At 66.1% G+C, this 24,997-nt stretch carries 22 protein-coding genes; 12 read left to right on the top strand and 10 right to left on the bottom strand.

Annotated features, from left to right (window positions below; all coding sequences use genetic code 11):
* Window positions 1-3 precede the first annotated feature (3 nt).
* The 4 genes from lptB to AB1I47_RS21565 all read right to left on the bottom strand — a co-directional run bounded on the left by lptB (window position 4) and on the right by AB1I47_RS21565 (window position 3,242).
* Window positions 4-816, bottom strand: coding sequence for an LPS export ABC transporter ATP-binding protein (lptB, locus tag AB1I47_RS21580; RefSeq protein ID WP_354685762.1), 813 nt, complete (start codon window positions 814-816; stop codon window positions 4-6).
* A gap of 47 nt (window positions 817-863) precedes the next feature.
* Window positions 864-1,511 (bottom strand): lipopolysaccharide transport periplasmic protein LptA, encoded by a 648-nt coding sequence (gene lptA / locus AB1I47_RS21575; protein WP_354685761.1) that lies wholly within the window; start codon window positions 1,509-1,511, stop codon window positions 864-866.
* Window positions 1,512-1,594: 83 nt separating this feature from the next.
* Window positions 1,595-2,212 (bottom strand): LPS export ABC transporter periplasmic protein LptC, encoded by a 618-nt coding sequence (gene lptC / locus AB1I47_RS21570; RefSeq protein ID WP_354685760.1) that lies wholly within the window; start codon window positions 2,210-2,212, stop codon window positions 1,595-1,597.
* A 46-nt stretch (window positions 2,213-2,258) separates the two neighbouring features.
* Window positions 2,259-3,242 (bottom strand): KpsF/GutQ family sugar-phosphate isomerase, encoded by a 984-nt coding sequence (locus tag AB1I47_RS21565; protein WP_354685759.1) that lies wholly within the window; start codon window positions 3,240-3,242, stop codon window positions 2,259-2,261.
* A 204-nt stretch (window positions 3,243-3,446) separates the two neighbouring features.
* Here AB1I47_RS21565 and AB1I47_RS21560 point away from each other — a divergent pair, with 204 nt between their 5' ends.
* Window positions 3,447-5,426 carry a monovalent cation:proton antiporter family protein gene (locus AB1I47_RS21560; RefSeq protein ID WP_354685758.1) on the top strand — a complete coding sequence of 660 codons (1,980 nt, stop codon included), beginning with the start codon at window positions 3,447-3,449 and terminating at the stop codon, window positions 5,424-5,426.
* Between the two features lie 12 nt (window positions 5,427-5,438).
* Here the strand turns inward: AB1I47_RS21560 and AB1I47_RS21555 are convergent, their stop codons facing one another.
* Complete coding sequence (locus AB1I47_RS21555; protein ID WP_354685757.1) at window positions 5,439-5,813, bottom strand: ribbon-helix-helix domain-containing protein; 375 nt, start codon at window positions 5,811-5,813, stop codon at window positions 5,439-5,441.
* Between the two features lie 102 nt (window positions 5,814-5,915).
* Window positions 5,916-6,494 (bottom strand): DJ-1/PfpI family protein, encoded by a 579-nt coding sequence (locus tag AB1I47_RS21550; RefSeq protein WP_354685756.1) that lies wholly within the window; start codon window positions 6,492-6,494, stop codon window positions 5,916-5,918.
* A 191-nt stretch (window positions 6,495-6,685) separates the two neighbouring features.
* On the opposite strand from AB1I47_RS21550, the gene AB1I47_RS21545 reads away from it, so the two are divergent.
* The 3 genes from AB1I47_RS21545 to AB1I47_RS21535 all read left to right on the top strand — a co-directional run bounded on the left by AB1I47_RS21545 (window position 6,686) and on the right by AB1I47_RS21535 (window position 9,757).
* Window positions 6,686-7,258 carry an adenine phosphoribosyltransferase gene (locus AB1I47_RS21545; RefSeq protein WP_354685755.1) on the top strand — a complete coding sequence of 191 codons (573 nt, stop codon included), beginning with the start codon at window positions 6,686-6,688 and terminating at the stop codon, window positions 7,256-7,258.
* A 59-nt stretch (window positions 7,259-7,317) separates the two neighbouring features.
* Window positions 7,318-7,929 carry a LysE family translocator gene (locus AB1I47_RS21540; protein WP_354685754.1) on the top strand — a complete coding sequence of 204 codons (612 nt, stop codon included), beginning with the start codon at window positions 7,318-7,320 and terminating at the stop codon, window positions 7,927-7,929.
* Window positions 7,930-8,077: 148 nt separating this feature from the next.
* A complete protein-coding gene (locus AB1I47_RS21535; RefSeq protein ID WP_354685753.1) occupies window positions 8,078-9,757 on the top strand; it encodes a Na/Pi cotransporter family protein in 1,680 nt (559 codons plus the stop codon).
* Between the two features lie 9 nt (window positions 9,758-9,766).
* On the opposite strand, the gene AB1I47_RS21530 is transcribed toward AB1I47_RS21535, so the two are convergent.
* The 3 genes from AB1I47_RS21530 to uvrA all read right to left on the bottom strand — a co-directional run bounded on the left by AB1I47_RS21530 (window position 9,767) and on the right by uvrA (window position 14,182).
* Window positions 9,767-10,252 (bottom strand): adenosine-specific kinase, encoded by a 486-nt coding sequence (locus AB1I47_RS21530; protein WP_354685752.1) that lies wholly within the window; start codon window positions 10,250-10,252, stop codon window positions 9,767-9,769.
* Window positions 10,253-10,750: 498 nt separating this feature from the next.
* Window positions 10,751-11,131 carry a hypothetical protein gene (locus AB1I47_RS21525; RefSeq protein WP_354685751.1) on the bottom strand — a complete coding sequence of 127 codons (381 nt, stop codon included), beginning with the start codon at window positions 11,129-11,131 and terminating at the stop codon, window positions 10,751-10,753.
* Between the two features lie 189 nt (window positions 11,132-11,320).
* Complete coding sequence (gene uvrA / locus AB1I47_RS21520; RefSeq protein WP_354685750.1) at window positions 11,321-14,182, bottom strand: excinuclease ABC subunit UvrA; 2,862 nt, start codon at window positions 14,180-14,182, stop codon at window positions 11,321-11,323.
* Window positions 14,183-14,475: 293 nt separating this feature from the next.
* Here uvrA and AB1I47_RS21515 point away from each other — a divergent pair, with 293 nt between their 5' ends.
* Both AB1I47_RS21515 and AB1I47_RS21510 read left to right on the top strand, forming a co-directional pair.
* Window positions 14,476-15,726 (top strand): MFS transporter, encoded by a 1,251-nt coding sequence (locus AB1I47_RS21515; protein ID WP_354685749.1) that lies wholly within the window; start codon window positions 14,476-14,478, stop codon window positions 15,724-15,726.
* Window positions 15,727-16,017: 291 nt separating this feature from the next.
* Window positions 16,018-16,560 carry a single-stranded DNA-binding protein gene (locus AB1I47_RS21510; protein ID WP_354685748.1) on the top strand — a complete coding sequence of 181 codons (543 nt, stop codon included), beginning with the start codon at window positions 16,018-16,020 and terminating at the stop codon, window positions 16,558-16,560.
* Window positions 16,561-16,738: 178 nt separating this feature from the next.
* Here the strand turns inward: AB1I47_RS21510 and AB1I47_RS21505 are convergent, their stop codons facing one another.
* Window positions 16,739-17,458 (bottom strand): GntR family transcriptional regulator, encoded by a 720-nt coding sequence (locus tag AB1I47_RS21505; RefSeq protein WP_354685747.1) that lies wholly within the window; start codon window positions 17,456-17,458, stop codon window positions 16,739-16,741.
* Between the two features lie 179 nt (window positions 17,459-17,637).
* Here AB1I47_RS21505 and AB1I47_RS21500 point away from each other — a divergent pair, with 179 nt between their 5' ends.
* The 6 genes from AB1I47_RS21500 (at window position 17,638) to AB1I47_RS21475 (ending at window position 24,970) form a co-directional block, all read left to right on the top strand.
* A complete protein-coding gene (locus tag AB1I47_RS21500; RefSeq protein WP_354685746.1) occupies window positions 17,638-18,858 on the top strand; it encodes a pyridoxal-phosphate-dependent aminotransferase family protein in 1,221 nt (406 codons plus the stop codon).
* Window positions 18,859-19,018: 160 nt separating this feature from the next.
* The gene (locus AB1I47_RS21495; protein WP_354685745.1) at window positions 19,019-20,323 is read left to right on the top strand and encodes an MFS transporter; all 1,305 of its coding nucleotides are present in this window, start codon (window positions 19,019-19,021) and stop codon (window positions 20,321-20,323) included.
* An 85-nt stretch (window positions 20,324-20,408) separates the two neighbouring features.
* Window positions 20,409-22,010, top strand: a complete 1,602-nt coding sequence (locus AB1I47_RS21490; RefSeq protein ID WP_354685744.1) for an amidase family protein — start codon at window positions 20,409-20,411, stop codon at window positions 22,008-22,010.
* Between the two features lie 26 nt (window positions 22,011-22,036).
* On the top strand, window positions 22,037-23,482 hold the full coding sequence (locus tag AB1I47_RS21485) for an MFS transporter (protein ID WP_354685743.1): 1,446 nt from the start codon (window positions 22,037-22,039) through the stop codon (window positions 23,480-23,482).
* Between the two features lie 13 nt (window positions 23,483-23,495).
* A complete protein-coding gene (locus tag AB1I47_RS21480; protein WP_354685770.1) occupies window positions 23,496-24,209 on the top strand; it encodes an aspartate/glutamate racemase family protein in 714 nt (237 codons plus the stop codon).
* Window positions 24,206-24,970, top strand: coding sequence for a fumarylacetoacetate hydrolase family protein (locus AB1I47_RS21475; RefSeq protein ID WP_354685742.1), 765 nt, complete (start codon window positions 24,206-24,208; stop codon window positions 24,968-24,970). Before AB1I47_RS21480 ends, AB1I47_RS21475 begins: the two co-directional genes overlap by 4 nt.
* The last annotated feature ends 27 nt before the right edge of the window (window positions 24,971-24,997 follow it).

Genomic DNA, 24,997 nt, shown 5'->3' with positions numbered 1-24,997 from the left:
GCATCACATCCGGAAATTCTCGCCCAGGTAGACGCGCCGCACCGATTCGTTGGCGATGATGTCTTCAGGCTGGCCGGCGGCCAGCACCGTGCCTTCGCTGATGATGTAGGCGTGGTCGCAGATGCCGAGCGTCTCGCGCACGTTATGGTCGGTGATCAGCACGCCGATATTGCGCGCCTTCAGGAAGCTGACGATGCGCTGGATCTCGCCCACCGCGATCGGGTCGACGCCGGCGAACGGCTCGTCCAGCAGGATGAAGCGCGGCGACGACGCCAGCGCGCGCGCGATTTCCACGCGGCGGCGCTCGCCACCCGACAGCGACAGCGCCGGGTTGTTGCGCAGGTGCGCGATCTGCAGGTCGTCCAGCAGCGCGTCCAGGCGCCGGTCGATCTCGGCCTTGCCGAGCGGCTTGCCGTTTTCCGCCTGCAGCTCCAGCACGGCGCGGATGTTCTCCTCGACGTTGAGCTTGCGGAACACCGACGCTTCCTGCGGCAGGTAGGACAGCCCCATGCGCGCGCGCTCGTGGATTGGCAGGCCGCTGATATGGTCGCCGTCGAGCACGATATCGCCTTCGTCCAGCGCCACCAGGCCCACGATCATGTAGAACGAGGTGGTCTTGCCGGCACCGTTGGGGCCGAGCAGCCCGACCACCTCGCCGCTCTTGACGTCCAGCGACACATCCTTGACCACCGTACGCGTGCCATAGCGTTTTCTCAGGTGGCGCACGACCAGCGTGCTGCCGCCGGCGACGGCGGTGGTAGCGGCTGCCGCCGTGGTGGCGGCGGGTGCGGGGGCGATCGTTGCGGTATCGGTCATGGGCTCAGGCATTCATTGCGGCGTCGGACAGCGGCGCGGCGTCGACGTCAGGGTTTGTTGGCCGGCGCAGGCGCGGGCTTCAGGTTCAGCGGCGAGCCGCCGCCGGACGCGGCCGGGGCGCCCTGGTCCTGGCGTGGCGACAGCACCGCGCGCACGCGGCCGGAAGGGTTGGCGGGCGAGCCTTCACCGCCGCCGCCGGCAGCGGTGTAGAACTCCTTGCGGCTGTCGTAGGTCAGCACCGCGCCGCGGATCTCGTCGACCATCTTGGCGCCTTGCAGGCGCGCCATGCGGGCATTGCCGATCAGCTTGGACAGCTCTTGCTTGCCGTCGTATTCGATGCGGTCGCCCCAGCCGTCGATGTACTCGTCGACACCCTCGCGCTTCTGCCGGATATAGGCCTGCCTGCCGCCCTTGGAGGTGGCCACGGCGAACTGGTAGCCCTGCGGGTCGGTGCGCAGCTCGGCCGCGTCCGACTTCAGGATCATGGTGCCCTTGGTCAGCACCACGTTGCCGGTGAGCGTATAGATCTGCTTGACGTCGTCGTAGCTGGCGTTGTCAGCCTCCAGCACCATCGGCTTGTCACGGTCCGCACGCTCGGCAAGGGCGGGCTGGGCCAGCAGCAGGCCGAACGCCATGGCCGAGGCCAGCAGGGCCGGGGCGGCGCGTCGACGGGACGATGTCAGGGAAGCAGTCATGTTGGCTGGGGTCGCTGGAGGGCGTCTTGGTACGTGTTGGTGGGGCTGGGCGCGGCCAGGCGCGCGGCCCCGTTCCGGGGGTGTTACCGGGCCGGGGACGGCCCGGTGATGATGGTGCCGCGTACATTGCCGAGCAATTGTACTTCGCGGGTGACGTTGTTGAAGATCAGCCCGTTGGCAGTCATCACCGAAGGCCCGCGCGTCAGCTTGACAGCCTTGTCGGTCTTGACGATATCGTCGTTGACCAGTAGCTGGAAATAGCTCGACGCCGCGGTCATCTGCGGATCCTTGGACGCGTCGGCGCCCTGCTGGCGCAGGATGTAGCCGTTGCCGTACAGGTCGATCACCGAGCCTTCGGCATTCATGCGGCCGATGTCGGCGCGCGCGGTCACCGGCGGGCGGCCGGGCTGGTAGGCACGCATCGCGGGACGGGTCACTTCGTAGGTCTGGTCGTCCTCGAAATGCACCATGCGGTCTCCGGTGAAGCGGATCTTGGTGCTGCCGTCGGGTGCCAGCTCGGTGGCCGAGAAGCGGTCGATGTAGTAATCCGGCTCGTGCTTCCTGGTGGCCTGCGCGGCCTGGTCTTCCTTGGGCGAGTTGATCTGGACCAGCCAGAACGTGCTGCCCGCCACGATGGCCATCAGCAGCAGCGGCAGCAGCCGCATCACGATGCCGCTCAGAGAGGCGAGTAGTGCCTGCATGGTGTCCTTCGCTTGGGTGTCTGGCTTCGGTGGCCTGGCGCCGGGCTCAGATGACCTTGGCGCGGGTCAGGTCGTGGATATGCAACGCGCCGGTCAGGCGGCCATCGTCGTCGACCACCAGCAACTGGTTGATGCGGTTGGCTTCCATCACCTGCACCGCTTCCACGGCGAGCTGGTTCTCGTTGACCACGTGCGGGTTGTGGTGCATGACCTCGCCGATCGGCACGGTCTTCCAGTCGCGCGGCGTTTCCAGCAGCCGGCGCAGGTCGCCGTCGGTGAACACGCCGATGGCGCGCCCGTCCGGGTCGACCACCGCGGTCATGGCCATGCCCTTGCGCGTGATTTCCATCAGCGCCTGGGCCAGCGGGGTGCTTTCGCGCACCTCAGGCACGGCATTGCCGGTGCGCATCACGTCGCGCACATGGGTCAGCAGCTTGCGCCCGAGCGCGCCGCCGGGATGCGAGCGGGCGAAGTCTTCCTCGCCGAAGCCGCGCGCGTCCAGGACCGCCACGGCCAGCGCGTCACCCAGCGCCAGCGCGGCGGTGGTGCTTGCCGTTGGCGCCAGGTTCAGCGGGCAGGCTTCCTTTTCCACCGCGGCGTCCAGGTGGACGTCGGCCAGCTTGGCCAGGTTGGATTCGGGATTGCCGGTGACCGAGATCAGCCGGGCGCCGATGCGCTTGACGATCGGGATGATCGACAGCAGCTCGCCGGTCTCGCCGGAATTGGAAAACGCGATCAGCACGTCGTCGCGCGTGACCATGCCCAGGTCGCCATGGCTGGCCTCGGCCGGATGAACGAAGAACGCCGGGGTGCCGGTGGAAGCCAGCGTGGCCGCCACCTTGCGCCCGATATGGCCGGACTTGCCGATGCCCGAGACCACCACACGGCCGGTACATAGCAGGATGAGCTGCACGGCGTCGGCAAAGTCGCTGGTCAGTCGGCCCGAAAGTGCGGAAACCGCATCGGCTTCGGTCTGGAGAGTGTCGCGGGCGAGCCTGAGTGCTCGATCCGCATCGAAATTGGCTATCATGGCGACGAAGTATACCAACGAATGCGGCGACGCCCCGGCCGTCCCTGGCTACGCCGGGACGCCCGCCGCGCTTGCCGCGCATGCCGTTTCTTGCCCGGCAGGATGCCGTGCCGGGGAGGACGCGTGCCTGGCTGGTCATTCCGGCTTGCCTCGCTTCGCTTTGCTTGCCGCCTGACCGCCCGATCTGCCTGACTCTCGCCCTGAATGCATTCACCGCTGGAACTGACCCTGGTGCTGCTGGCCGCTGCCGTATTTGGCGTGGTCGCTTTCCGCATGCTGCAGCTGCCGCCCATGCTCGGCTACCTGGCTGTCGGCATCCTGATCGGCCCGCATGCGCTGGGGCTCGCCAGCGATACCGCGCAGACCAAGTACCTGGCCGAATTCGGCGTGGTCTTCCTGATGTTCTCGATCGGGCTGGAGTTCAACCTGACCAAGCTGCGCGCGATGAAGCGCCTGGTGTTCGGGCTGGGCGGCTCGCAGGTGGTGCTGTCGATGCTGGCGGTGATCCCGGCGAGCTGGGCCTTCAGCTGGCTGTTCCCGCTGTCGTGGCAGGCGTCGGTGGCGCTGGGCGGGGCGCTGGCGATGTCGTCCACCGCGATCGTCTCCAAGATGCTGTCCGAGCGCATGGAGCTGGAGAGCGAGCACGGCCGCAACATCATCAGCATCCTGCTGTTCCAGGATCTGGCGGTGGTGCCGCTGCTGATCGTGATCCCGGCGCTGTCGCAGGATCCCGGCGATCTGATGAAGGCGCTGGGGCTGGCCACGGTCAAGATCGTGGTCGCGCTGGGCGTGATCTTCTTCCTCGGCCAGCGCCTGATGAGCCGGTGGTTCCATGTGGTGGCGGCGCGCCGCTCGCAGGAACTGTTCATGCTGAACCTGCTGCTGGTGACGCTGGGCATGGCGGCACTGACGGAGCGGCTCGGGCTGTCGATGGCGCTGGGCGCGTTCATGGCCGGCATGCTGATTTCCGAGACGCCGTACCGCCACCAGGTGGAAGAAGACATCAAGCCGTTCCGCGACGTGCTGCTGGGGCTGTTCTTCGTCACTATCGGCATGCTGCTCAATATCCGCGTGGTGCTTGACCACCTGTGGCTGGTGCTGGCACTGCTGGTGATACCGGTGCTGTTCAAGCTGGTGCTGATCACGGTGCTGGCGCGGCTCTTTGGCTCGCGCCAGGGCGTGGCGATCCGCACCGGACTGGGGCTCGCCCAGGCGGGCGAGTTCGGCTTCGTGCTGCTGAACCAGATCGATGGCCTGAACCTGGTGGACCCGGTGCTGACACAGGTGATCCTGGCTTCGATGCTGCTGTCGATGCTGGCCGCGCCCTTCCTGATCCAGTACAGCGACGCCATCGTGCTGCGCTTTGCCGCCAACGAATGGCTGATGCAGTCGCTGAACATGACCCGCATCGCGGCGCAGAGCCTGCAGACCGAGAAGCACGCGATCATCTGCGGCTTTGGCCGCAGCGGGCAGAACCTGGCGCATATGCTGGAGCGCGAGGGCATCAACTATGTCGCGCTCGACCTCGATCCCGACCGCGTGCGTGAGGCCGCCGCCGCCGGCGATACCGTGGTCTACGGCGACGCCGGCCGGCGCGAGGCGCTGATCGCCGCCGGCATACACCGCGCGGCCGCGCTGATCGTCACCTACGCCAATACGCCGTCGGCGGTCAAGGTGCTGCACCACGTGCAGGAACTGGCGCCGGCGCTGCCGGTGATCGTGCGCACCGTCGACGATTCCGAACTCGATACGCTGCAGAAGGCCGGCGCCACCGAGGTGGTGCCCGAGATCATCGAAGGCAGCCTGATGCTGGCCTCGCACGCGCTGGTGCTGCTGGGCGTGCCGATGCGCCGCGTGGTGCGCGGCGTGCAGGAGGCGCGCGACGCGCGCTACAGCCTGCTGCGCGGCTACTTCCACGGCCGCGACGATGACGAGGACATGGTGGAGCGCGATTCGGTGCGGCTGCATTCGGTGTCGCTGGGGCCGCAGTCCACCGCCGTGGGCCGGCGCCTGGGCGTGCTCGGGCTGGACCGGATCGGCGTGGAAGTGACCGCGGTGCGCCGGCGCGGCATCCGCGCCTTCGACCCGGAGCCGGAGACCGTGCTCGAGCCGGGCGATATCGTCGTGCTGCGCGGGCAGCCCGAGGCGCTGGAGGCGGCCGAGATGCGTATCTTGAACGGCTGAGCGCCGCCCCGCTCAGTGCGGGCGCCTCTCTACCCAGGAGTCCGGCAGGCTGTCGAGCACCGCGCGCGCGTCCAGCGAGCGGATCGGCACTGTGGGATCGGCCGGAATGCGCCCCTCGGACTGCAACATCAGGTAGCGCAGGCAGCACACCCGCAGGAAAGACGAGAAATTCCCCGCCACCGCCTCGCTGCCGCGATGGGCGCTCAGTTCGTCATGCAGGCGGGTGATGAGCTGGTTGACGGTCATGCCGTCCCGGCGCGCCAGCTCTTCCAGAACTTCCCAGAACAGGCTTTCCAGCCGGATGCTGGTAGCCACGCCATGCAGGCGCAGCGAGCGCGCCTGGCTCTGGTACGAAGCCGGATTGGCGCGGATAAAGATCTCACACATGGAAGCTCCCGTGGAGGCGGCGCGTCCGGCATCGGGTGCACGGCCCGCCGCATGGGCGTGCCACTGACCTGATGTGCCAGGCGGCGCCGCGTTCGGAAGGCTCTAATGTACGATCCGCGTGCCCAGCACCGCAAGGAACTGCGCCAGCCATGCCGGATGCGCGGGCCAGGCTGGTGCGGTGACAAGGTTGCCGTCGGTATGGGCCTGGTCGACCGGGATCTCGGCATAGGTGCCGCCCGCCAGCTTCACTTCCGGCGCGCAGGCGGGATAGGCCGAGCAGGTCTTCCCTTCCAGCACGCCGGCTGCGGCCAGCAGCTGGGCGCCGTGGCAGACCGCGGCGATCGGCTTGTCCGCCTGGGCGAAGTGGCGCACGATGTCCAGCACCCGCGCGTTCAGCCGCAGGTATTCCGGCGCGCGGCCGCCGGGGATCACCAGCGCGTCGTACGCGGCCGGGTCGATCTCGGCGAAGGTCGCGTTCAGCGTGAAGTTGTGGCCCCGCTTCTCGCTGTAGGTCTGGTCGCCCTCGAAGTCGTGGATGGCGGTGGCGCAGGCGTCGCCCGCCTTCTTGTCGGGGCACACGGCATCGACGGTATGGCCGACCATCTGCAGCGCCTGGAACGGCACCATGGTTTCATAGTCTTCGGCGTAGTCGCCGACCAGCATCAGAATCTTCTTTGCCATCGCGGTCTCCTGTATGGTTACGGTTGTCCGGCGGGTGCCGGACGCGGCAGCCCGGCCAGGCGGCCGGCAGGGCCATTGTGCTGGCCGCCCCGGCGGCGCGGGTGGTATCCCGTTACCGCATCGGCCGCCGCGACAGGATTGCCATCGGCGCGCATGGCGCGCTTTCGTTTTGCCTACCCCCTCGTTTGCCCATGCCAGATTCCCTGATCCAGTCCCCCGACCTCGGCGACGCCACCGGCTATCTGCGCGACCGCATCCGGACCGTACCGGACTGGCCCGCGCCGGGCGTGATGTTCCGCGACATCACGCCGCTGCTGCAGAACCCCAGGACGCTGCGCGTGCTGATCGATGTCTTTGTGCACCGCTACATGGATGCGCAGCTCGACCTGGTCGCCGGCATTGACGCGCGCGGCTTTATCCTGGGCGCGATCGTCGCGTATGAGCTGAACCTGGGCTTCGTGCCGATCCGCAAGAAGGGCAAGCTGCCGTTCCAGACCGTGGCCGAGGAGTACGAGCTGGAATACGGCAGCGCCACCGTCGAAATCCACGCCGATGCCTGCAAGGCCGGCGACCGCGTGCTGCTGATCGACGACCTGATTGCCACCGGCGGCACCATGATGGCCGGGCGCAAGCTGCTGGAGCGCCTCGGCGCGACGGTGGTGGAGGGCGCCGCTATCGTCGACCTGCCAGAGCTGGGCGGCTCCAGGCTGCTGCAGGCTGGCGGGCTGCCGCTGTTCACGGTGTGCCGCTTCGAAGGCCATTGAATTTCGCGTATTTCGGACACGTATTCACCGACACCAGGATTTCCGCCGAAGGAGACCCCATGCCTGACCTGCTGCTGTTCCTGCTGACTTCCATCGCCGTGACCGTGGCCCCCGGCCCCGACAACCTGCAGGTGCTGGCGCGCGGCATGGCGCAGGGGCGGCGCGCCGGACTGGTGGCGGCGCTGGGCTTCTCCGTCGGCTGCCTGTTCCATACCGTGATCGCCGCGGTGGGGCTGGCGGCGGTGCTGCGCTCGTCGCCGCTGGCCTTCCAGCTCATCAAGTACGCGGGCGCCGCTTACCTGATCTGGATCGGCATCCAGGCGCTGCGCGCCAAAGGAGGGCTGGCGCAGGGCGGCGATGTTGATGCGGTGCCGCTGGGCCGCGTGTTCCGCCAGAGCGTGCTCGGCAACATGATGAACCCCAAGGTGACGCTGTTCTTCCTGGTGTTCCTGCCGCAGTTCGTGCGCGCCGATGCGGCGCACCCTGGCCTGCAGTTCCTGCTGCTGGGCGTGGTCTTCATGCTGCAGACCGCCGTGGTGTTCTCGCTGTTCGGGCTGTGCGCGGGCTGGCTCGGTGGCTGGCTGCGCCGGCGTCCGGCCACGGGTCGCTGGCTGGATCGCGCGGCGGGGGCGATCTTCGTCGGACTCGGCATCAAGGTCGCGCTGCCCTGAGCAGAGCCTGTGTTGCCTGCGGCCCCCAGGGCCGCGCCACGTCGTTGCCGCTGCCCGGTGGCGGGCGCATAATGAGCCCTTGACAACGACACGATGACTGGGCGGAGCCTCCGGCGGTATTTCGGCACCGGTCACACAAAGGCGCACCATGGGCGTACTCCTTCACCTGTTATCAGGCGTGGCCCTCCTTGTCTGGGGCACGAACATCGTCAAGGTCGGCATCCTGCGCGTCTACGGCGCCAACCTGCGCCACGTGTTGTCGACCAGCGTCTCCAACCGCTTCACCGCCTTCCTCGCCGGGCTCGGCGTCACCGGGCTGGTCCAGAGCAGCAACGCCACCGCGGTCATCGTCAGTTCCTTCGTCGGCCAGGGCCTGATCGCCGTGGCGCCGGCGCTGGCCATCATGCTCGGCGCCAACGTCGGCACCGCGCTGATGGTGCAGGTGTTCTCGCTGGACCTGTCGTGGCTGTCGCCGCTGCTGATCTTCGTCGGCGTGATCTGCCATCTGTCATGGAAGGGCAGCAAGGCGGGCCACGTCGGGCGCGTGCTGATCGGGCTGGGCCTCATCACACTGGCGCTCGAACTGATTTCCATCGCCACGCGGCCGGTGGTGCAGGCCGCTGGCGTCAAGGTGCTGTTCGCCTCGCTGACCGGCGACTCGGGGCTCGACATGCTGGTCGGCGCCTTCCTGACCATCCTGTGCTATTCCAGCCTGGCCGTGGTGCTGTTCTGCGGCGCGCTGGCCTCGGCCGGCGTGGTGTCGATCCACGTGGCGCTGGCGCTGGTGCTGGGCGCCAACCTGGGCTCGGGCATCTCGGCGCTGCTGACCACCTCGGGCAACAATCAGCCGGGCAAGCGCGTGACGCTGGGCAACCTGCTGTCGCGGCTGCTGGGCTGCCTGGTCGCGCTGCCGCTGCTGGCGCAGGCCGAGGAGCTGCTGGCGCTGGTCGACCATGAGCCGCAACGGCTGATCGTCAATTTCCACTTGCTGTTCAACGTCGCGCTGGCGGTACTGCTGCTGGGCGCGACCGCGCCGCTGGCCCGGCTGTGCGAGAAAGTGCTGCCCGGTCGCAATACCGGCGACAGCCAGGTCACGCCGCGCCACCTCGACCCGGCCGCGCTGTCCACGCCCACGCTGGCGCTCTCCAACGCCGCGCGCGAGGTGCTGCGCATCGGCGACCGTGTCGAACAGATGCTCGACAACATGCTGCGCGTGATGCGCACCAATGACGCCAAGCTGGCCACCGCCACTTGCCGCATCGACAACGAGGTCGACGACCTCTACACCGCGATCAAGCTATACCTGACCCGCATCAGCCTCGAAGCATTGGACGAGCGCGATGGCCGGCGCTGGACCGAGATCATCTCGCTGACCATCAACCTGGAGCATGCCGGCGACATCATCGAGCGCATCCTGCTCGATACCAAGGACAAGAAGATCGCGCACAACCTGATGTTCTCCGAAGCGGGCATGGAGGAGATCGCCGAAATGCATGCGCGCCTGGTGGCCAACCTGCGGCTGGGCTTGTCGGTGTTCCTCAACGGCGACCTGAAGAGCGCGCAGGCGCTGATGGCGGAGAAGGCCAACTTCCGCGAGCTGGAGCGCAAGTACGCGCGCACCCACCTGCAGCGCGTGGCGGTGCAGACCGCGGAAAGCGTCGAGACCAGTTCGCTGCATCTCGATGTGATCAGCGAGCTGAAGCGGCTGAATTCGCTGTTCTGCGCGACCGCCTATCCGGTGCTGGAGCAGGCCGGCGTGCTGAACCGCAGCCGCATGAAGGAAGACGATGTGCCGCCGGTCACGCGCGTACAGGCGGCGCAGCACTGAGCGGCACGGCTACAGCTTGTAGCCGAACTTGCGCAACAGCGCTTTGCGCTCCGCCACATCCGCCTCGGTCTCGATTCCCAGCGGCGAGGCGCCGTCGATCACGCCCACCACGCCGCGGCCGGCATCGGTCTGCGCGACGATCACCTGCGTCGGGTTCGCGGTCGCGCAGTAGATCCGGCACACCTCGGGCACCGCGCGCACCGCGCCCAGCACGTTCACCGGAAAGAACCCGTCTCCCAGGAAGATCAGGAAGCTGTGCCCCGCGCCGATGGCGCGCGCGTTTTCGCAGGCCATGTCGATCAAGTGCTCGTCGGTGCCTGACCAGCGCACCAGCCGCTTGCCCGAGGCCTCGCAGAACGCCAGCCCGAAGCGGATGCCGGGCACCGTGCCCACCAGCGCCTCGTGCAGGTCTTCCACGGTCTTGATGAAGTGCGACTGGCCGAAGATGAAGTTGGTGGCTTCCGGCTTGGTGACCGGTACCGACAGGAGTTCCATGGCAGGCCTCCAGGTGTTGGCGGCGACGGCTATTGTGGCCGTCCTTGCCGTTCATGGTAGGACTTGCCGTATTGAATGCAAGGTGGTGTCGCTAGCAAAATTGTGGCGCATCGTTACCGAGGCATTGAAGGCTGTAAAACGGCTGAGCTAATCAACAACGAATGACCCTTCCCCGCGCGCGCATATGATTCCCACGCACGCCTCAATGTTGGTACCAACCACTGTCTGGAACGAGGGCGCGATGCAGCCGATAAAGTGCCAGACTTTATGTGAGCCCTCTTGGACCACGCCTTCCCATCTCCACGTGCATTCAAGTAAGGGTATGCTCGATACGACGCGCCCTCTGGGACCGCCTGTGAAGTTATGGAAGATGGCGTAGGAAGCGGGATAGAACATAGCGTCTCTCTTTACGGTGTAGTCGTTATTCGGGTAGACGCTTATGGTGGGAATTACCGCAGACGAATATGGAACCAGCGAGCTTTCCGGCTCAAGCGACTTTCATGGGAATTTCGGAGTGATGGAGGGAGCCTTCTCCATCTCGGCGTCGGGAGAGATGATGCGCAGGCTCTGATCCTTTGGTATGTACGCGCCAGAGAAGCCAGGCGTGGAAGGATCGAGAGATTGACAGACGATCCCGTCGAATGTCTTTGGGCCGAGCGTCACATCGCCTTCGTTTGTAATGTCCACCGCACCATGCATCTGGCACCACCGCGCGTGCCGCTCATTGGCCTCAGGCAGTTGTTGCGACCGCAGGATGGTGCGGGAGCCATCGGCATTGGGTATCGCATTGTCAGGCGCATTCTGCGCAAGGGCGGATGTCATGCTTGCCACAGCCCCGAGCGCGGTGATCTTGAGCGCAAGCTGGATTCGACTTCGCATTGGCGTCTCCTAGTTGCCCAGTAAAGAACGGACGTGATGGGACATGTCCATGTCTTCACGTTAGGAGATGGAGCGGGCGCCTAAGCCATCAATGTCACCACATCTTGATGCAAGGCAACTAACACAACCGCCGATGCGAGCAAGTCCCGAGGATTCTTGCCCCGCGCATCACCGAAAATTCCGAGGGCCCTATCGCGCCAACAACGGCTTCAGGTACTTCCCCGTAAAGCTCGCCTTGCTCCTGGCCACATCCTCCGGCGTGCCGCGCGCGATCACCTGACCGCCACCGGCGCCGCCTTCCGGCCCCATGTCGATCAGCCAGTCGGCGGTCTTGATGACATCGAGGTTGTGTTCGATGATCACCACCGTATTGCCCTGGTCGCGCAGCTTGTGGATGACCTTGAGCAGCAGCTCGATATCGTGGAAATGCAGGCCGGTGGTCGGCTCGTCCAGGATATAGAGCGTACGTCCGGTATCGCGCTTGGACAGCTCCAGCGACAGCTTGACGCGCTGCGCCTCGCCGCCCGACAGCGTGGTCGCCGACTGCCCCAGCCGGATATAGCCCAAGCCCACGTCCAGCAGCGTCTGCAGCTTGCGCCGCACCACCGGCACCGCGCTGAAGAACTCGTGCGCCTGCTCCACGGTCAGGTCGAGCACCTCGGAGATGTTCTTGCCCTTGTAGAGGACTTCCAGCGTCTCGCGGTTGTAGCGCTTGCCGTGGCAGACATCGCACGGCACGTACACGTCCGGCAGGAAATGCATCTCGACCTTGAGCACGCCGTCGCCCTGGCACGATTCGCAGCGCCCGCCCTTGACGTTGAACGAGAAGCGGCCCGGGTCGTAGCCTCGCTCCTTGGCCGACGGCACGCCGGCGAACAGCTCGCGGATCGGCGTGAACAGGCCGGTGTAGGTGGCGGGATTCGAGCGCGGCGTGCGGCCGATCGGGCTCTGGTCGACGTTGATGACCTTGTCGAAATGCTCCAGCCCCTCGATGCGGTCGTGCGCTGCCGGTTCCGGCGTGGAGCCGTACAGGTGGCGCGCCACCGCGTGGTAGAGGGTGTCGTTGATCAGCGTCGACTTGCCCGAGCCCGACACGCCGGTGATGCAGGTCAGCAGGCCAACCGGCACCTCGGCGGTGACGTTGCGCAGGTTGTTGCCGCTGGCATTGACGATGCGCAGCAGACGTTCATCGTCTGGCGCGGCGCGTTTCTTCGGCACCTCGATGCGGCGCTGGCCGGACAGGTACTGTCCCGTCAGCGACGAGGGCGAGTCCTCGATCTGCCGCGGCGTGCCCTCGGCCACGATCATGCCGCCGTGCACGCCGGCGCCCGGGCCGATATCGACCACGTAGTCGCAGGCGCGGATCATGTCCTCGTCATGCTCGACCACCAGCACCGAGTTGCCGATATCGCGCAGGTGCTTGAGCGTGCCGATCAGCCGGTCGTTGTCGCGCTGGTGCAGGCCGATGGACGGCTCGTCCAGCACGTACATCACGCCGGTCAGGCCGGAGCCGATCTGCGAGGCCAGCCGGATGCGCTGCGCCTCGCCGCCCGACAGCGTATCGGCGCTGCGCTCCAGCGACAGGTAATCCAGCCCGACGTTGTTCAGGAAGTTCAGCCGCGCAGTGATCTCCTTGACGATCTTGTCGGCGATCTCGCGCTTGGCGCCGTGCATCTCCAGCATCAGGAAATACGTCAGCGCGTCGCGCAGCGGCCAGCCGTTGATCTCGAAGATCGCGCGCGCCTGCTCGCCCTCGCCGATCTTCACGTGACGCGCCTCGGTCCGTAGGCGCGTGCCATGGCAGACAGGGCAGGGCTGGTTGTTCTGGTACTTGGCCAGTTCCTCGCGCACCGCGGCCGAATCAGTCTCGCGGTAGCGGCGCTCCAGGTTGGGAATGATCCCTTCGAACACGTGCTCGCGCACGGTGGTGCGGCCGCGTTCGTTGATATAGGTGAACGGGATTTCCTGCTCGCCCGAGCCGTGCAGCACCACCTGCTGCACGTTCTCGGGCAGCTCCTCGAACGCGGTCTCGGTGTCGAAGTCGTAGTACGCCGCAAGGCTTTGCAGCATCTGGAAGTAGAACTGGTTGCGGCGGTCCCAGCCCTTGATCGCGCCCGAGGCCAGCGACAGGTTGGGGAAGGCCACCACGCGCTTCGGATCGAAGAACGTGATCTGGCCCAGCCCGTCGCAGCTCGGGCAGGCGCCCATCGGGTTGTTGAACGAGAACAGCCGCGGCTCCAGCTCCTGCAAGGAGTACGAGCAGATCGGGCAGGCGAAGCGCGAACTGAAGGTGTGCTCCTTGCCGGTATCCATTTCCAGCACCAGCGCGCGGCCGTCGGCCAGGCGCAGCGCGGTTTCAAACGACTCCGCCAGGCGCTGCTTGATGTCGGCGCGCACCTTCACCCGATCGACCACTACGTCGATGCTGTGCTTCTCGGTCTTCTTCAGCTTGGGCAGCGCATCGACCTCGTAGACTCGCGCCTCGGCCTCGTGGGCGGTGCCGCCGCCCGAGCGGATGCGAAAGCGCACGAAGCCCTGCGCCTGCATGCTGTCGAACAGATCAGAATGCTCGCCCTTGCGGTCGGCTACCACCGGCGCCAGGATCATCAGCTTGGTGTCCTCGGGCAGCGCCAGCGCCGCATCCACCATCTGCGACACGCTCTGCGCCTGCAGCGGCAGGTTGTGGTCGGGGCAGTAGGGCGTGCCGGCGCGGGCGTACAGCAGGCGCAGGTAGTCGTGGATCTCGGTGACGGTGCCGACCGTCGAGCGCGGGTTGTGGCTGGTGGCCTTCTGCTCGATCGAGATCGCCGGCGACAGGCCTTCGATCAGGTCCACGTCCGGCTTCTCCATCAGTTGCAGGAACTGGCGGGCATAGGCGGACAGCGACTCCACGTAGCGGCGCTGGCCCTCGGCATAGAGCGTGTCGAAGGCGAGCGAGGACTTGCCCGAGCCCGACAGGCCGGTGATCACGATCAGCCGGTTGCGCGGCAGGTCGAGATTGATGTTCTTCAGGTTGTGGGTACGCGCCCCACGGATCTTGATTTCTTCCATATGCCGAAAAGTCGTCGCCAGACAGGCCGCCCCGCCGGGCTGGCAAGGCTGTCTGAAGGAATCGCAAAACCCAGAAACAAGTACCGTATTTGGCACTTCCGACCGCTGGCGACGGCCGGAATGCGCGCCCGGGCACACGCCCGGGGGCCACTGGCATGGCCAGGTGACCCGGGAAGCGCGAAGGAGCAAACCTGTTAATATACCCAACTTCGGTTTCCGGGGTTGTCAGGACCCATGGCCATACGACCACAGCCGACCGCCCAGACCGATTTCCCACCGATCCCACGATCGCAATGCCGTCGATCCAGACTTCTTCCCAGGATGCGGATGCCGCTGAGGCATCCCGGGCCCCCACCCGCGAGCGCATGACCCGCACCGAGCTGCGCGCCAGCGTGTCGCTGGCCAGCATCTTCGCGCTGCGCATGCTGGGCCTGTTCCTGATCCTGCCGGTCTTCGCCGAATACGCGCGCACGCTGCCCGATGGGCAGGACGCCCAGCGCGTGGGCCTGGCCATGGGCATCTACGGCCTGATGCAGGCCTTCCTGCACATCCCGCTGGGCTGGTTGTCCGACCGTGTCGGGCGCAAGCCGGTGATGGTGGCGGGGCTGCTGCTGTTTATCGCCGGCGGGCTTGTTGCGGCGTTTTCCGACACGCTGGGCGGCATCATCGCCGGGCGCGCGCTGCAGGGCATGGGCGCCATTTCCGCGGCGATCACCGCCTGCATCGCCGACCTGACCAGCGAGCGCCATCGCACCAAGGCGATGGCGATGGTGGGCGGCAGCATCGGCCTGACCTTCGCGCTGTCGCTGGTGATTGCCTCGCCGCTGATGCACAGCATCGGCATGGCCGGCATCTTCGGGCTGATGTCGGTGCTGGGCGTGATCGCCATCGCCGTCACGTTGTTCCTGGTGCCGAGCCCGCCGCCGCCGCACCCGGTGCGGCTGCCGTTCCGCCACGTGCTGCTCAATGCCGACCTGGCGCGGCTCAACGTCGGCGTGCTGGCGCTGCATGCCTCGCAGGTGGCCATGTTCATGGTGGTGCCGACGATGCTGAGCGATGCCGGCATGCCGCTGGACCAGCACTGGAAGGTGTACCTGCCGGTGGTGCTGGTGTCGTTCGTGCTGATGCTTGGCCCAATGATGGCGGCCGAGCGCTACGGCCGCGTGCGTCCGGTGCTGCTGGGCGCGGTCGCGCTGATGACCGCGGTGCAGCTTCTGTTTGCGGCCGTGCATGGCCTGTGGGCGATCGTTGCCGTGCTGGTGCTTTTCTTCGTGGCGTTCAACGTGCTGGAAGCGATGCAGCCATCGCTGGTGTCGCGCTACGCGGCATCCGCGCGCGGCGCGGCGCTGGGCGTGTACAACACCACGCAGGCGCTCGGGCTGTTCCTGGGCGGCGCCGTCGGCGGCTGGCTGCTCAAGCACGAGGGCCGCAGCGCGGTATTTGTCGGGTGCGCGGTGGTGCTGCTGCTGTGGCTTATAATCGCCTGGAGCATGAAAGCGCCGCCGGCCCGCGGACAGGAAAGCGCGCCGGCAGCGGCGGCCTGACACCGCACCCCACGCTGCGCCCAGCCGCATCAATCCGTAAAGCTTCCGGCCTGAATCCGGCCTAGTATGATCGCGCCACCCGACATCCGGCCGGGGGCGCGATGTTCGTTTACGCTGACTGCCGCGGTGACGGACAATGCAGCCGGATGAGGTAATGGGTAACGCGGGGCCGCCGGCTAGCCGCCGGCGCAGTATCGGATCACACTAACAGTCGGCTTTACAGTCAAAGCTTTACCGTCATCGTATTGCCACGCTTTTCAACACAGCGCGTGGCTTTTGGAGAACATTCACATGGCATCGGTCAACAAAGTCATTCTCGTCGGCAACCTCGGCGCGGACCCCGAAACGCGCTATATGCCCAGCGGCGACGCCGTCACCAATATCCGGCTGGCGACCACCGACCGCTACAAGGACAAGGCATCAGGCGAGATGAAGGAAGCCACTGAGTGGCACCGCATCGCCTTCTTCGGCAAGCTCGCCGAGATCGCCGGCCAGTATCTGCGCAAGGGTTCGTCGGTCTATATCGAAGGCCGCATCCGCACCCGCAAGTGGCAGGACCAGTCCGGCCAGGACAAGTACTCGACTGAAATCGTCGCCGACCAGATGCAGATGCTGGGTTCGCGCCAGGGTGGCGGCGGCGGCGGTGACGAAGGCGGCTACGGCGGTGGTGGTGGCGGTGGCGGCGGCTACAGCCGCGAATCGTCGGGCGGCGGCGGTGGTGGCTACGGCGGCGGCCGTGGTGCCCAGGGCGGTGGCCAGGCCGGCGGCGCACGCCGTCCGCAGCAGTCGCCGTCGAACGGCTTCGAGGACATGGACGACGATATTCCGTTCTGAGCCGGCTCGTAGCGTAGCCGTTGCACGCAGTCAGGGGTCCCCAGCCGACCTGAAATATCAAAGAGCTGGTGCAAGTCGCAAGGCGCCCTCCAACGTCAAGTTGGAGGGCGTTTTTTCTTGGGAAACCGAGTTTGCAGGTGCGGCGTTACAGCGGAGCCGATGCCCGGGCCCCGCTGCGCTATGTTTCGGTCGTGTCGCCAGCCTCGGTCGACTGGAGAAGCAGAACGGCGTCGCGCTTGTCCAGCAGATGCTGGCGCAGGATCGCGGCAAGCCGCTTGCCATCGCGGGCTTCGAGCGCTGCCAGCATTTCCTCATGGTCATGGACGGCGCTGTCCCATTTCGGCTTCTGATAGTTCGAGCGGAAGCGCAACGCCTGCAGCCTGCGGTTCACCGAAAGATAGGTCTGACGCAGCGCGGTATTGCGGGCCGCTTCGTTGATGCGGTCATGGATCTGGTGGTTGAAACTGTAATAGCCGGGCAAGTCATCGTTTGCCCGGCATGCCAGCATCGCGTAGTGCAGCGCTTTGATCTGCGCCAGTTCGACGGCGGTGATGCGCTCGCAGGCCAGTTCGCCGGAAAACGCTTCCAGGCCGCTCATCAGCTCGAACGTGTCCTGGATCTCCGTTGGCGACAGGCGCGCTACGGTAGCGCCCCGATTGAGCGAGATCTCGATCAGCCCCTCCGCCGCCAGCACCTTCATGGCTTCGCGCAGCGGTGTGCGGGAGATGCCCAGCTTCTCGCACAGCTCGCGCTCGTTGAGCTTCATGCCCGCCTCCAGGACACCCTCGACGATAAAAGTCCGCAGGTGGCCAACCACCGTGTCATGCAAGCGTTGGCGTTCGATCTTGGGCAGCACAGATACGGGCGAATCCATGCCCGGATAGCCTGAATTTTGCATTCAATTTAAAGATTGCTTGATTGAGTTCAATTTTAGCAGACGTTGAACCCGACCTTCAAAACTGGATGAATCGCTGAATGTGCCGGGTAAACGCTAGGAAATTCGAGCGCCATCGGCCCTGTTTTAGTGCCTCGCTTCTGCTAAAGTATTTTGCATTCAAAACTCAACAGGAGGAGTCCATGCTGAAAGTCAACTTCCACCCCGCAGGCCGCCACTTCCTTCAGATCCCCGGACCGAGCCCGGTTCCCGATCGCATCCTGCGAGCCATCAGCTATCCGACCATCGACCATCGCGGCCCCGAATTCGGGGCGCTGGGCTTGAAGGTGTTGGCCGGCATCAAGAAGGTTTTCAAGACGGAGCAACCGGTGGTGATCTATCCGGCTTCCGGTACTGGCGCGTGGGAAGCCGCGTTGTCGAACACGCTGAGCCCTGGCGACACCGTACTGATGTTCGAGACCGGCCACTTCGCCACGCTCTGGAAGAAGATGGCAGAGAGCCTTGGCATCCGGCCCGAGTTTCTCGGCTTGCCGGGCATCGAGGGCTGGCGCCGCGGGGTGCGGGCCGACATGATCGAAGCCCGCCTGCGCGCCGATGCCGCCCATGCCATCAAGGCGGTATGCGTGGTCCACAACGAAACCTCGACCGGCGTGACATCTGACATCGCTGCCGTGCGCAAGGCCATCGATGCGGCGGGGCACCCGGCGCTGCTGCTGGTCGACACCATCTCGGGGCTGGCGTCCGCCGATTACCGGCACGACGAATGGGGCGTGGACGTGACCGTTTCCGGGTCGCAGAAGGGACTCATGCTGCCGCCCGGCATCAGCTTCAACGCGGTGTCGCCCAAGGCTATTGAAGCGTCGCGCAGCGCCCGGCTGCCGCGCAGCTTCTGGGGCTGGGACGAAATCATCGAAATGAACCGGACCGGCTACTGGCCCTATACGCCCAACACGAATCTGCTCTACGGCCTGTCCGAAGCCCTCGACATGATTCTCGAAGAAGGACTGGACAACGTCTTCGCGCGCCACCAGCGGCTGGCCGAGGCATGCCGCCGCGCGGTCAATGCCTGGGGCCTGGAAATCCAGTGTGCGGACCCTGCCGTCTACAGCCCGGTGCTCACCGGCGTGATGATGCCCGAAGGGATCGACGCGGACGTGGTGCGCAGGAACATCTATGAGCGCTTCAACATGTCGCTCGGCGCGGGACTGGGCAAGGTGAAGGGCCGCATGTTCCGCATCGGCCATCTGGGCGACTGCAACGACCTGACGCTGATGGCGACCATCGCCGGCTGCGAAATGGGACTGAAGATCTCGGGCGTACCGGTCGCTGCAAGCGGGACCGTTGCCGCCATGGACTATCTCGCCGCACACGCCACGCCACTGTCACTCAGGGCTGCAGCCTGACGCAGCCATTTCCATCCGGGACGGGAAAGGGCGCCTGGCACGCACCGCGCGCCGCGTGCCAGGCGGAGCCGCGGCCTGGCGCCCGCAAATTCCCGCCGGACTGATCGCGACCAGATCAACGCAGCACTGCCGTACCTGACAAAAAAACAGAGGAGACGCTGTGGATACAACCCTGCAGGCGGGAGCAAAGATCAGGACGTTCGAGGACGCGACATACCGCAAGGTTAGCTGGCGGCTCGTTCCATTCCTGATGGTCTGTTTCCTGATCGCTTATCTCGATCGTGTCAACGTTGGTTTTGCGAAGCTCCAGATGTCCCAGCAACTGGGCTTCAGCGAAACCGTGTATGGGCTGGGCGCCGGCATTTTCTTTATCGGCTACTTCCTGTTCGAGGTGCCGAGCAACCTGGCGCTGCATCGGTTTGGCGCCAAGGTATGGATCGGCCGGATCATGATCACGTGGGGGATTCTCTCCGCGTGCTTCGCGTTCGTGGAGACGCCAACCGCGTTCTACACGCTGCGCTTTCTGCTAGGGCTGGCAGAAGCGGGCTTTACGCCTGGCATCGTGTACTACCTGTCCTGCTGGTATCCGTCGCACCGGCGCGCCAAGATCATGGCCATCTATTGCATGGGTTCTCCGCTGTCCGGCATCATCGGCAACCCGCTGTCGGGATACCTGATGGGCAGCATGGCCGGCGTGGCCGGCTGGGGTGGCTGGCAATGGATGTTCATCATCGAGGCGGTTCCGGCCGTGCTGCTGGGTTGCTTCTGCTTCTACTACCTGGACAACTCCATTGCCAAGGCCAAGTGGCTCAGCAGCGAGGAGAAGCGCGTCCTCGAGCAGGCCAAGGCGGAGGACGTCAAGGCGGCGGACCCGCAGGCGCGTGTCGGCAAGGTATTCACCGACCCGCGCGTCTGGCTGATCAGCCTGATCTGCTTCTGCTATGTCACGGGCCAGTACGGCATCACGCTCTGGTTGCCCACGTTTATCAAGTCGACGGGCGTCAGCGACCCCGTCAACATTGGCTTGCTGAGCGCGATTCCCTATATCGCAGCGATTGTCGCGATGTACTTCTTCGGGCGCAGCGCCGACAAGCATCGCGAGCGGCGCTGGCACCTGATCATCCCGTGCATGATGGGCGCGATCGGTTTCCTGGCATTGCCGTGGGTCATGCACAACACCGCGCTGTCACTGGTGTTCCTGTCGATCGCAGCGGCGGGCATCCTGACCTGCACGCCGTTGTTCTGGTCGCTGCCGACGGCCTTCCTGAGCGGCGCGGCGGCGGCCACGGCCATCGCCATGAGCAACTCGATCGGGAACCTGGCCGGCTTTACCAGCGGCTACATGATCGGCTACCTCCGTGACGTGACCCAGAGCGGCAACAGCGCCTACTACATGATCGCCGGGATGCTGGTGCTTGGCGCCTTCGCCATCTGGACCCTGCCGGCCAGGCTGGTCAACCGGTAGCAGACGCCCGCGGGGCAGCGCGCCGCTGCCCCGCGGGCCCAACATCCCGCGCGCCGCTTGCCGGCGCATCAACGACTGCCATCCCATGACGAACACATTGCAACCGAAGCCGGACGGACCCGGCAATCACGCCCCATTCAGCGTGGTGGAGGCCACCGTTGCCAGCGCGCATGCCGCGATGCGCGACGGCAGGCTGACTGCGCGGCAACTGGTCCGCGGCTACCTGGAGCGCATCTCGGCCTATGATCAAAGCGGCCCCGCGCTGCGCAGCATCCTCCGGCTCAATTCGCAGGCGCTGGCCGACGCCGGCCGCATCGATGACATGGCCGGGCGCGATCCAGCGCGGGCGCTAAGGCCCCTGCATGGCATTCCGGTGCTGATCAAGGACAACCTCGAGTGCGGCGGCATCGAGACCACTGCCGGTGCGTCATGCCTGAGCGGCAATATGTCCGCGGACGACGCCTTCATCGTCCGTCGGCTGCGCGAGGCAGGCGCGATCGTCCTGGCCAAGACCAACCTGCACGAGCTTGCCTCCGGCGGCGAGACGGTCAGCACCTTGTCCGGTCAGACGCTGAACCCCTATGACCTGACGCGCACGCCCGGCGGTTCCAGCGGGGGGACTGGCGCCGCCATCGCAGCCAGTTTCGGTTTGCTGGGGATCGGCACCGACGGTGTCAACTCGATCCGCTCACCAGCCTCCGCCAACAACCTCGTCGGCCTGCGGCCGACCATGGGCCTCGTCAGCCGGGCCGGCCTGATGCCGTGCGGGCTGACACAGGACACGATCGGCCCCATCACCCGGACCGTTGCGGATACGGCGGTACTGCTGGATGTCATCGCCGGTTACGACCCGGCCGATCCGGTCACCAGCCAGGGCGAGCCCCACATTCCGGCGAGCTATACCGGCTGTCTCGACCCCGACGGGCTCAAGGGTGCGCGCATTGGCGTCTTGCGCCATTTCTTTGGCAACGGGGATGCGCACCGTCCCGTCAATGCCGTCATGCAAGCGGCGCTGGCCATCGTCGCAGCACAAGGCGCCGAACTGATCGCCATTGACGACGCCATCAACCCGGAGGAACTCCTGGCGTCCACGCTCGTGCACCACTACGAGATGGAGCGCGATCTCGACGCCTATCTGGCCCGGCTCGCATCCGGCGTGCGGGTGCGGTCGACGAAGGACATCATCGCGGCGGGAACGGTGCATCCAAGCGTGGCGGGAACGCTGACCACCGCCGTGGCGCTGAGCGGCCGCGCAGAGGAATATCGCGAGCGCCTGCAGCGCCAGCAGGCATTGCGCATGCGGCTGCAGGACCTGATGGCGCGGCACCGGCTCGACGCACTGGCATTTCCCCACCAGCGGCGCCTGGTGGTTCCGGTGGGCGAGACGCAGGCCGAACGCAATGGCGTGCTCGCGTCCGCCACCGGCTTTCCGGCCATTGTGATCCCCGCGGGCTTTTCCGCGCCGGACCGCAACGCACCCCGGGGCGTGCCGGTCGGTCTGGAACTCTTCGGCCGTCCTTTCTCGGAAACCGTGCTGATACGGCTGGCGTATGCGGCTGAACAAGCCTTGCGCGCCCGCCGGCCACCGTACTCGACGCCTGCGCTGGAATTGGGCGGAACGATCTTTCATTGCTGCTCTACAACGCCAGCCGGCCACGGCGGCGACAAGTTTGCGGAGACACCGTGACGACCTCGAACGAGGAGGAGACAAAGATGGGCGCAGAAACAGTAGTGCAATCGCCGAATTCCCCACAGCAGCACGAGCTTGACCGGGCCATGGATGGCATCGGCGTGACGGCGTCGCACAAGAAGATCATCTTCATGATCATGCTGGGTGTGATGTTCGATGTGTTCGAGCAGAATGCGGTCGGCCTGGTAGGCCCCCTGTTGCGGGAGCAATGGGGCATTTCGGTGGCGGAGATCGGCTTTCTCAACACGCTGACCTTCAGTGCCGCCGCGTTGGGGCGCATCGGCTCAGGGTATATCGCGGACCGCTATGGCAGGCGCGCGATGCTGAGCGCCAACCTGCTGCTGTTCACGCTGGGTGCCATCATCTGCGCGCTGGCGCCGAACTATGGCGTGCTGGCGGCCGGCCGCTTTATCGTCGGCATTGGCCTGGGCGGGGAGATCTCCATTGCCGTGACGATGCTGGCCGAGTTGTGCTCGACCCGCTTCCGCGGCACGGCGGTGGGCATGGTCAGCGTGGGCAGCGGCGGTCTCGGCAATATGCTGGCGCCTGCCTTCGGCCTTGCCGTGTTCGCCATGTTCCCGGGCCCGGATAGCTGGCGCTGGTTGTTTGCCTGCCTGGTGCTCCCGGCGTTCTTCGTCGTGTTCTACCGGCGTTTTATTCCGGAGACGCCGCGCTTTCTACTCTCCAAGGGACGGGTCGACGAGGCCAACCGGGTGCTGTCGATCCTGGCGTCAGGCCGGTTGGGCAAGCTCGCCGGCGAGCCCACGCCTTACATCAAGGCATCGATGCAGGAGGAGGCACCGCGCACCAGGGTGCGGCTGAGCGACATATTCAAGGGCCGCCTGGGACGACGCACGATCGCACTTGGCGTTGCGGTTTCCATGACCTACGGGGCGCAGATCTCGGTACTGACGCTGATGCCCACCATCCTGATGTCACAGGGCTACACCATTACCAAGAGCTTTCTCTTCACCATGGTGATGCAAAGCGGCAGCCTGTTCGGCGCGCTCGCCGCTTCGTACTGCGGTTATCACTTTCGGCGCAAGCGCGTGCTGACGATCGGTGCCGGCCTGGCCTGCGCGGCAGGCCTCTGCTTCGGGTTCCTGACGTACAACGTTGCGCTGGTCATGCTGTTCGGCGCAGCCTTTACGTTCTGCGTCGTGCTGCTGAACACGTCGATCTGGATCTTCGCGCCGGAGCAGTATCCCACCCACGTTCGTGCGTTCGGCACCTCCCTGATCCTGGCGCTCGGCACGCTGGCCGGGGCGCTGACACCGCTGATCAGCGGCCGCGTGTTTGAAGTCTACGGCGTGGGCGGCATGTTCAGCATGCTGGCGGCGATGTACGCTGTGTTCGCACTGAGCGTTCAGTTCGCGCCCGAAACCTTTGGCCGCCCGATGGGCGAAACCGCCGACGACGATGCCGATCCGGGAGTCGCTGGCAGTACGGCCCCCGCAAGCGGCTCCTGATCTGTGCATGGCGATGAACCATATCTTGCTGATCAATCCGAATACGTCGTCGGCGACCACGCAGATGATGGTTGATATCGCGCGTGCCGCGCTTGCCTGCGACCTGGACGTTCGCGGCCTGACCATGGCGCGAGGGGTGCCGATGATTGTCGACGAGGCCAATCTGCGCGCTGCCGCCGAGGCGGTCGGCGCGATCGAGCTGCCCGGCGCCGGCCCGGAGCGCTCCGGGCTTCGCGGTGTCATCGTTGCCGCTTTCGGCGATCCCGGTGCCGACACGCTGCGGTGCAGGCTGGCCGTGCCGGTGGTGGGGATCGGCGAAGCCGCGATGCGGGAAGCGGCTCAGCACGGGCGTCGATTCGGTATCGCCACGACGACGCCCTCGCTGGCGTCGTCGATCGCAGCCAATGCGCGGCGCCACGGGCTCGAGGCCAGCTTCACCGGCGTGCGTTTCACCCGGGGCGACCCGCGCTTGCTTGGCCTTGACCCGGCGGCACTGGAAGCCGCGCTGGCGGAAGCGGTCCAGGCCTGTGTGGAAGCCGACGGAGCACAAGCCGTGGTGATAGGCGGCGGCCCGCTGGGCCAGGCTGCCGAGGCCTTGAGCATGCGCTTTGCCATTCCCGTTATCGGTCCGGTGCCGGCGGCGTGCCGCAGCCTGCTGCGTGCGCTTGCCGGAAGCGGGGCACCGAGTGACCTTAATCCTCCATTCCAGGAATTACCCGAAACATGACATCCACCAATATCGACAGGGTCGCGCAGGCCCTGCTAGACGCACGGCGCGAGCGCCGTTGCGCGGACGCGGAACGCTTCGCCACGGCGCTTGACAGTCCGGAGCAGGCTTACGCCGTGCAGGCGCTGGTCGCCCTGTCGCTTGGCTGGCAAGCGACAGGCGCCGGATACTGGAAATCCGGAGGACCTTCACGCCAGGCGCAACTGACACACGCCGAACTCCCGTCCGCCGGGGTGTGGGCCAGCCCGGCACACGCCGGCGACTGGCCCTTCACGTGGCGCGGCATCGAGGCCGAGATCGCGCTACGGCTAGGACAGGAGGTGGACGCCGCGCAGGCGGCCGCCCTCGATACTGCGGGCGCAGCTGCGCTGATCGATGCGATGGCGGTCTCGATCGAGGTCGTCGACTCGCGCTGGCAGCAGTACGTCGCCGCACCCGCGCTGCTGAAGCTGGCCGACCTGCAGGCCCACGGGGCGCTTGTGCTTGGCGAGTGGCGTGACTATGAAGCGCGAGACTGGGCAGCACAGCGTTGCCGGGTGCAGATCGGAGCGGAGTCGATCGAGCGCCGTGGCACCCATGCCCTCGGCGATCCGGCCTATGGCCTGGTGGCCTGGCTGCGCCACGCCACACGGTCGGGCCAAAGCGTGAAAGCCGGCACGGTCGTCACCACCGGCACCTGGGTCGGCATTCTGACTGCGTCGGCTGGCGACCTTGTGACAGCGGAATTCGAAGGCATTGGCCGGGCCTCGATCCAGTTATGAGGACGGTGCGGACTTCATGCCCGTTCT

Source organism: Cupriavidus necator (assembly GCF_040578825.1).
Classification (GTDB): Bacteria; Pseudomonadota; Gammaproteobacteria; order Burkholderiales; family Burkholderiaceae; genus Cupriavidus; species Cupriavidus necator_E.
The sequence above is the reverse complement of the archived record's forward strand: the minus strand, read 5'-3'. Positions and strand labels throughout refer to the sequence as shown.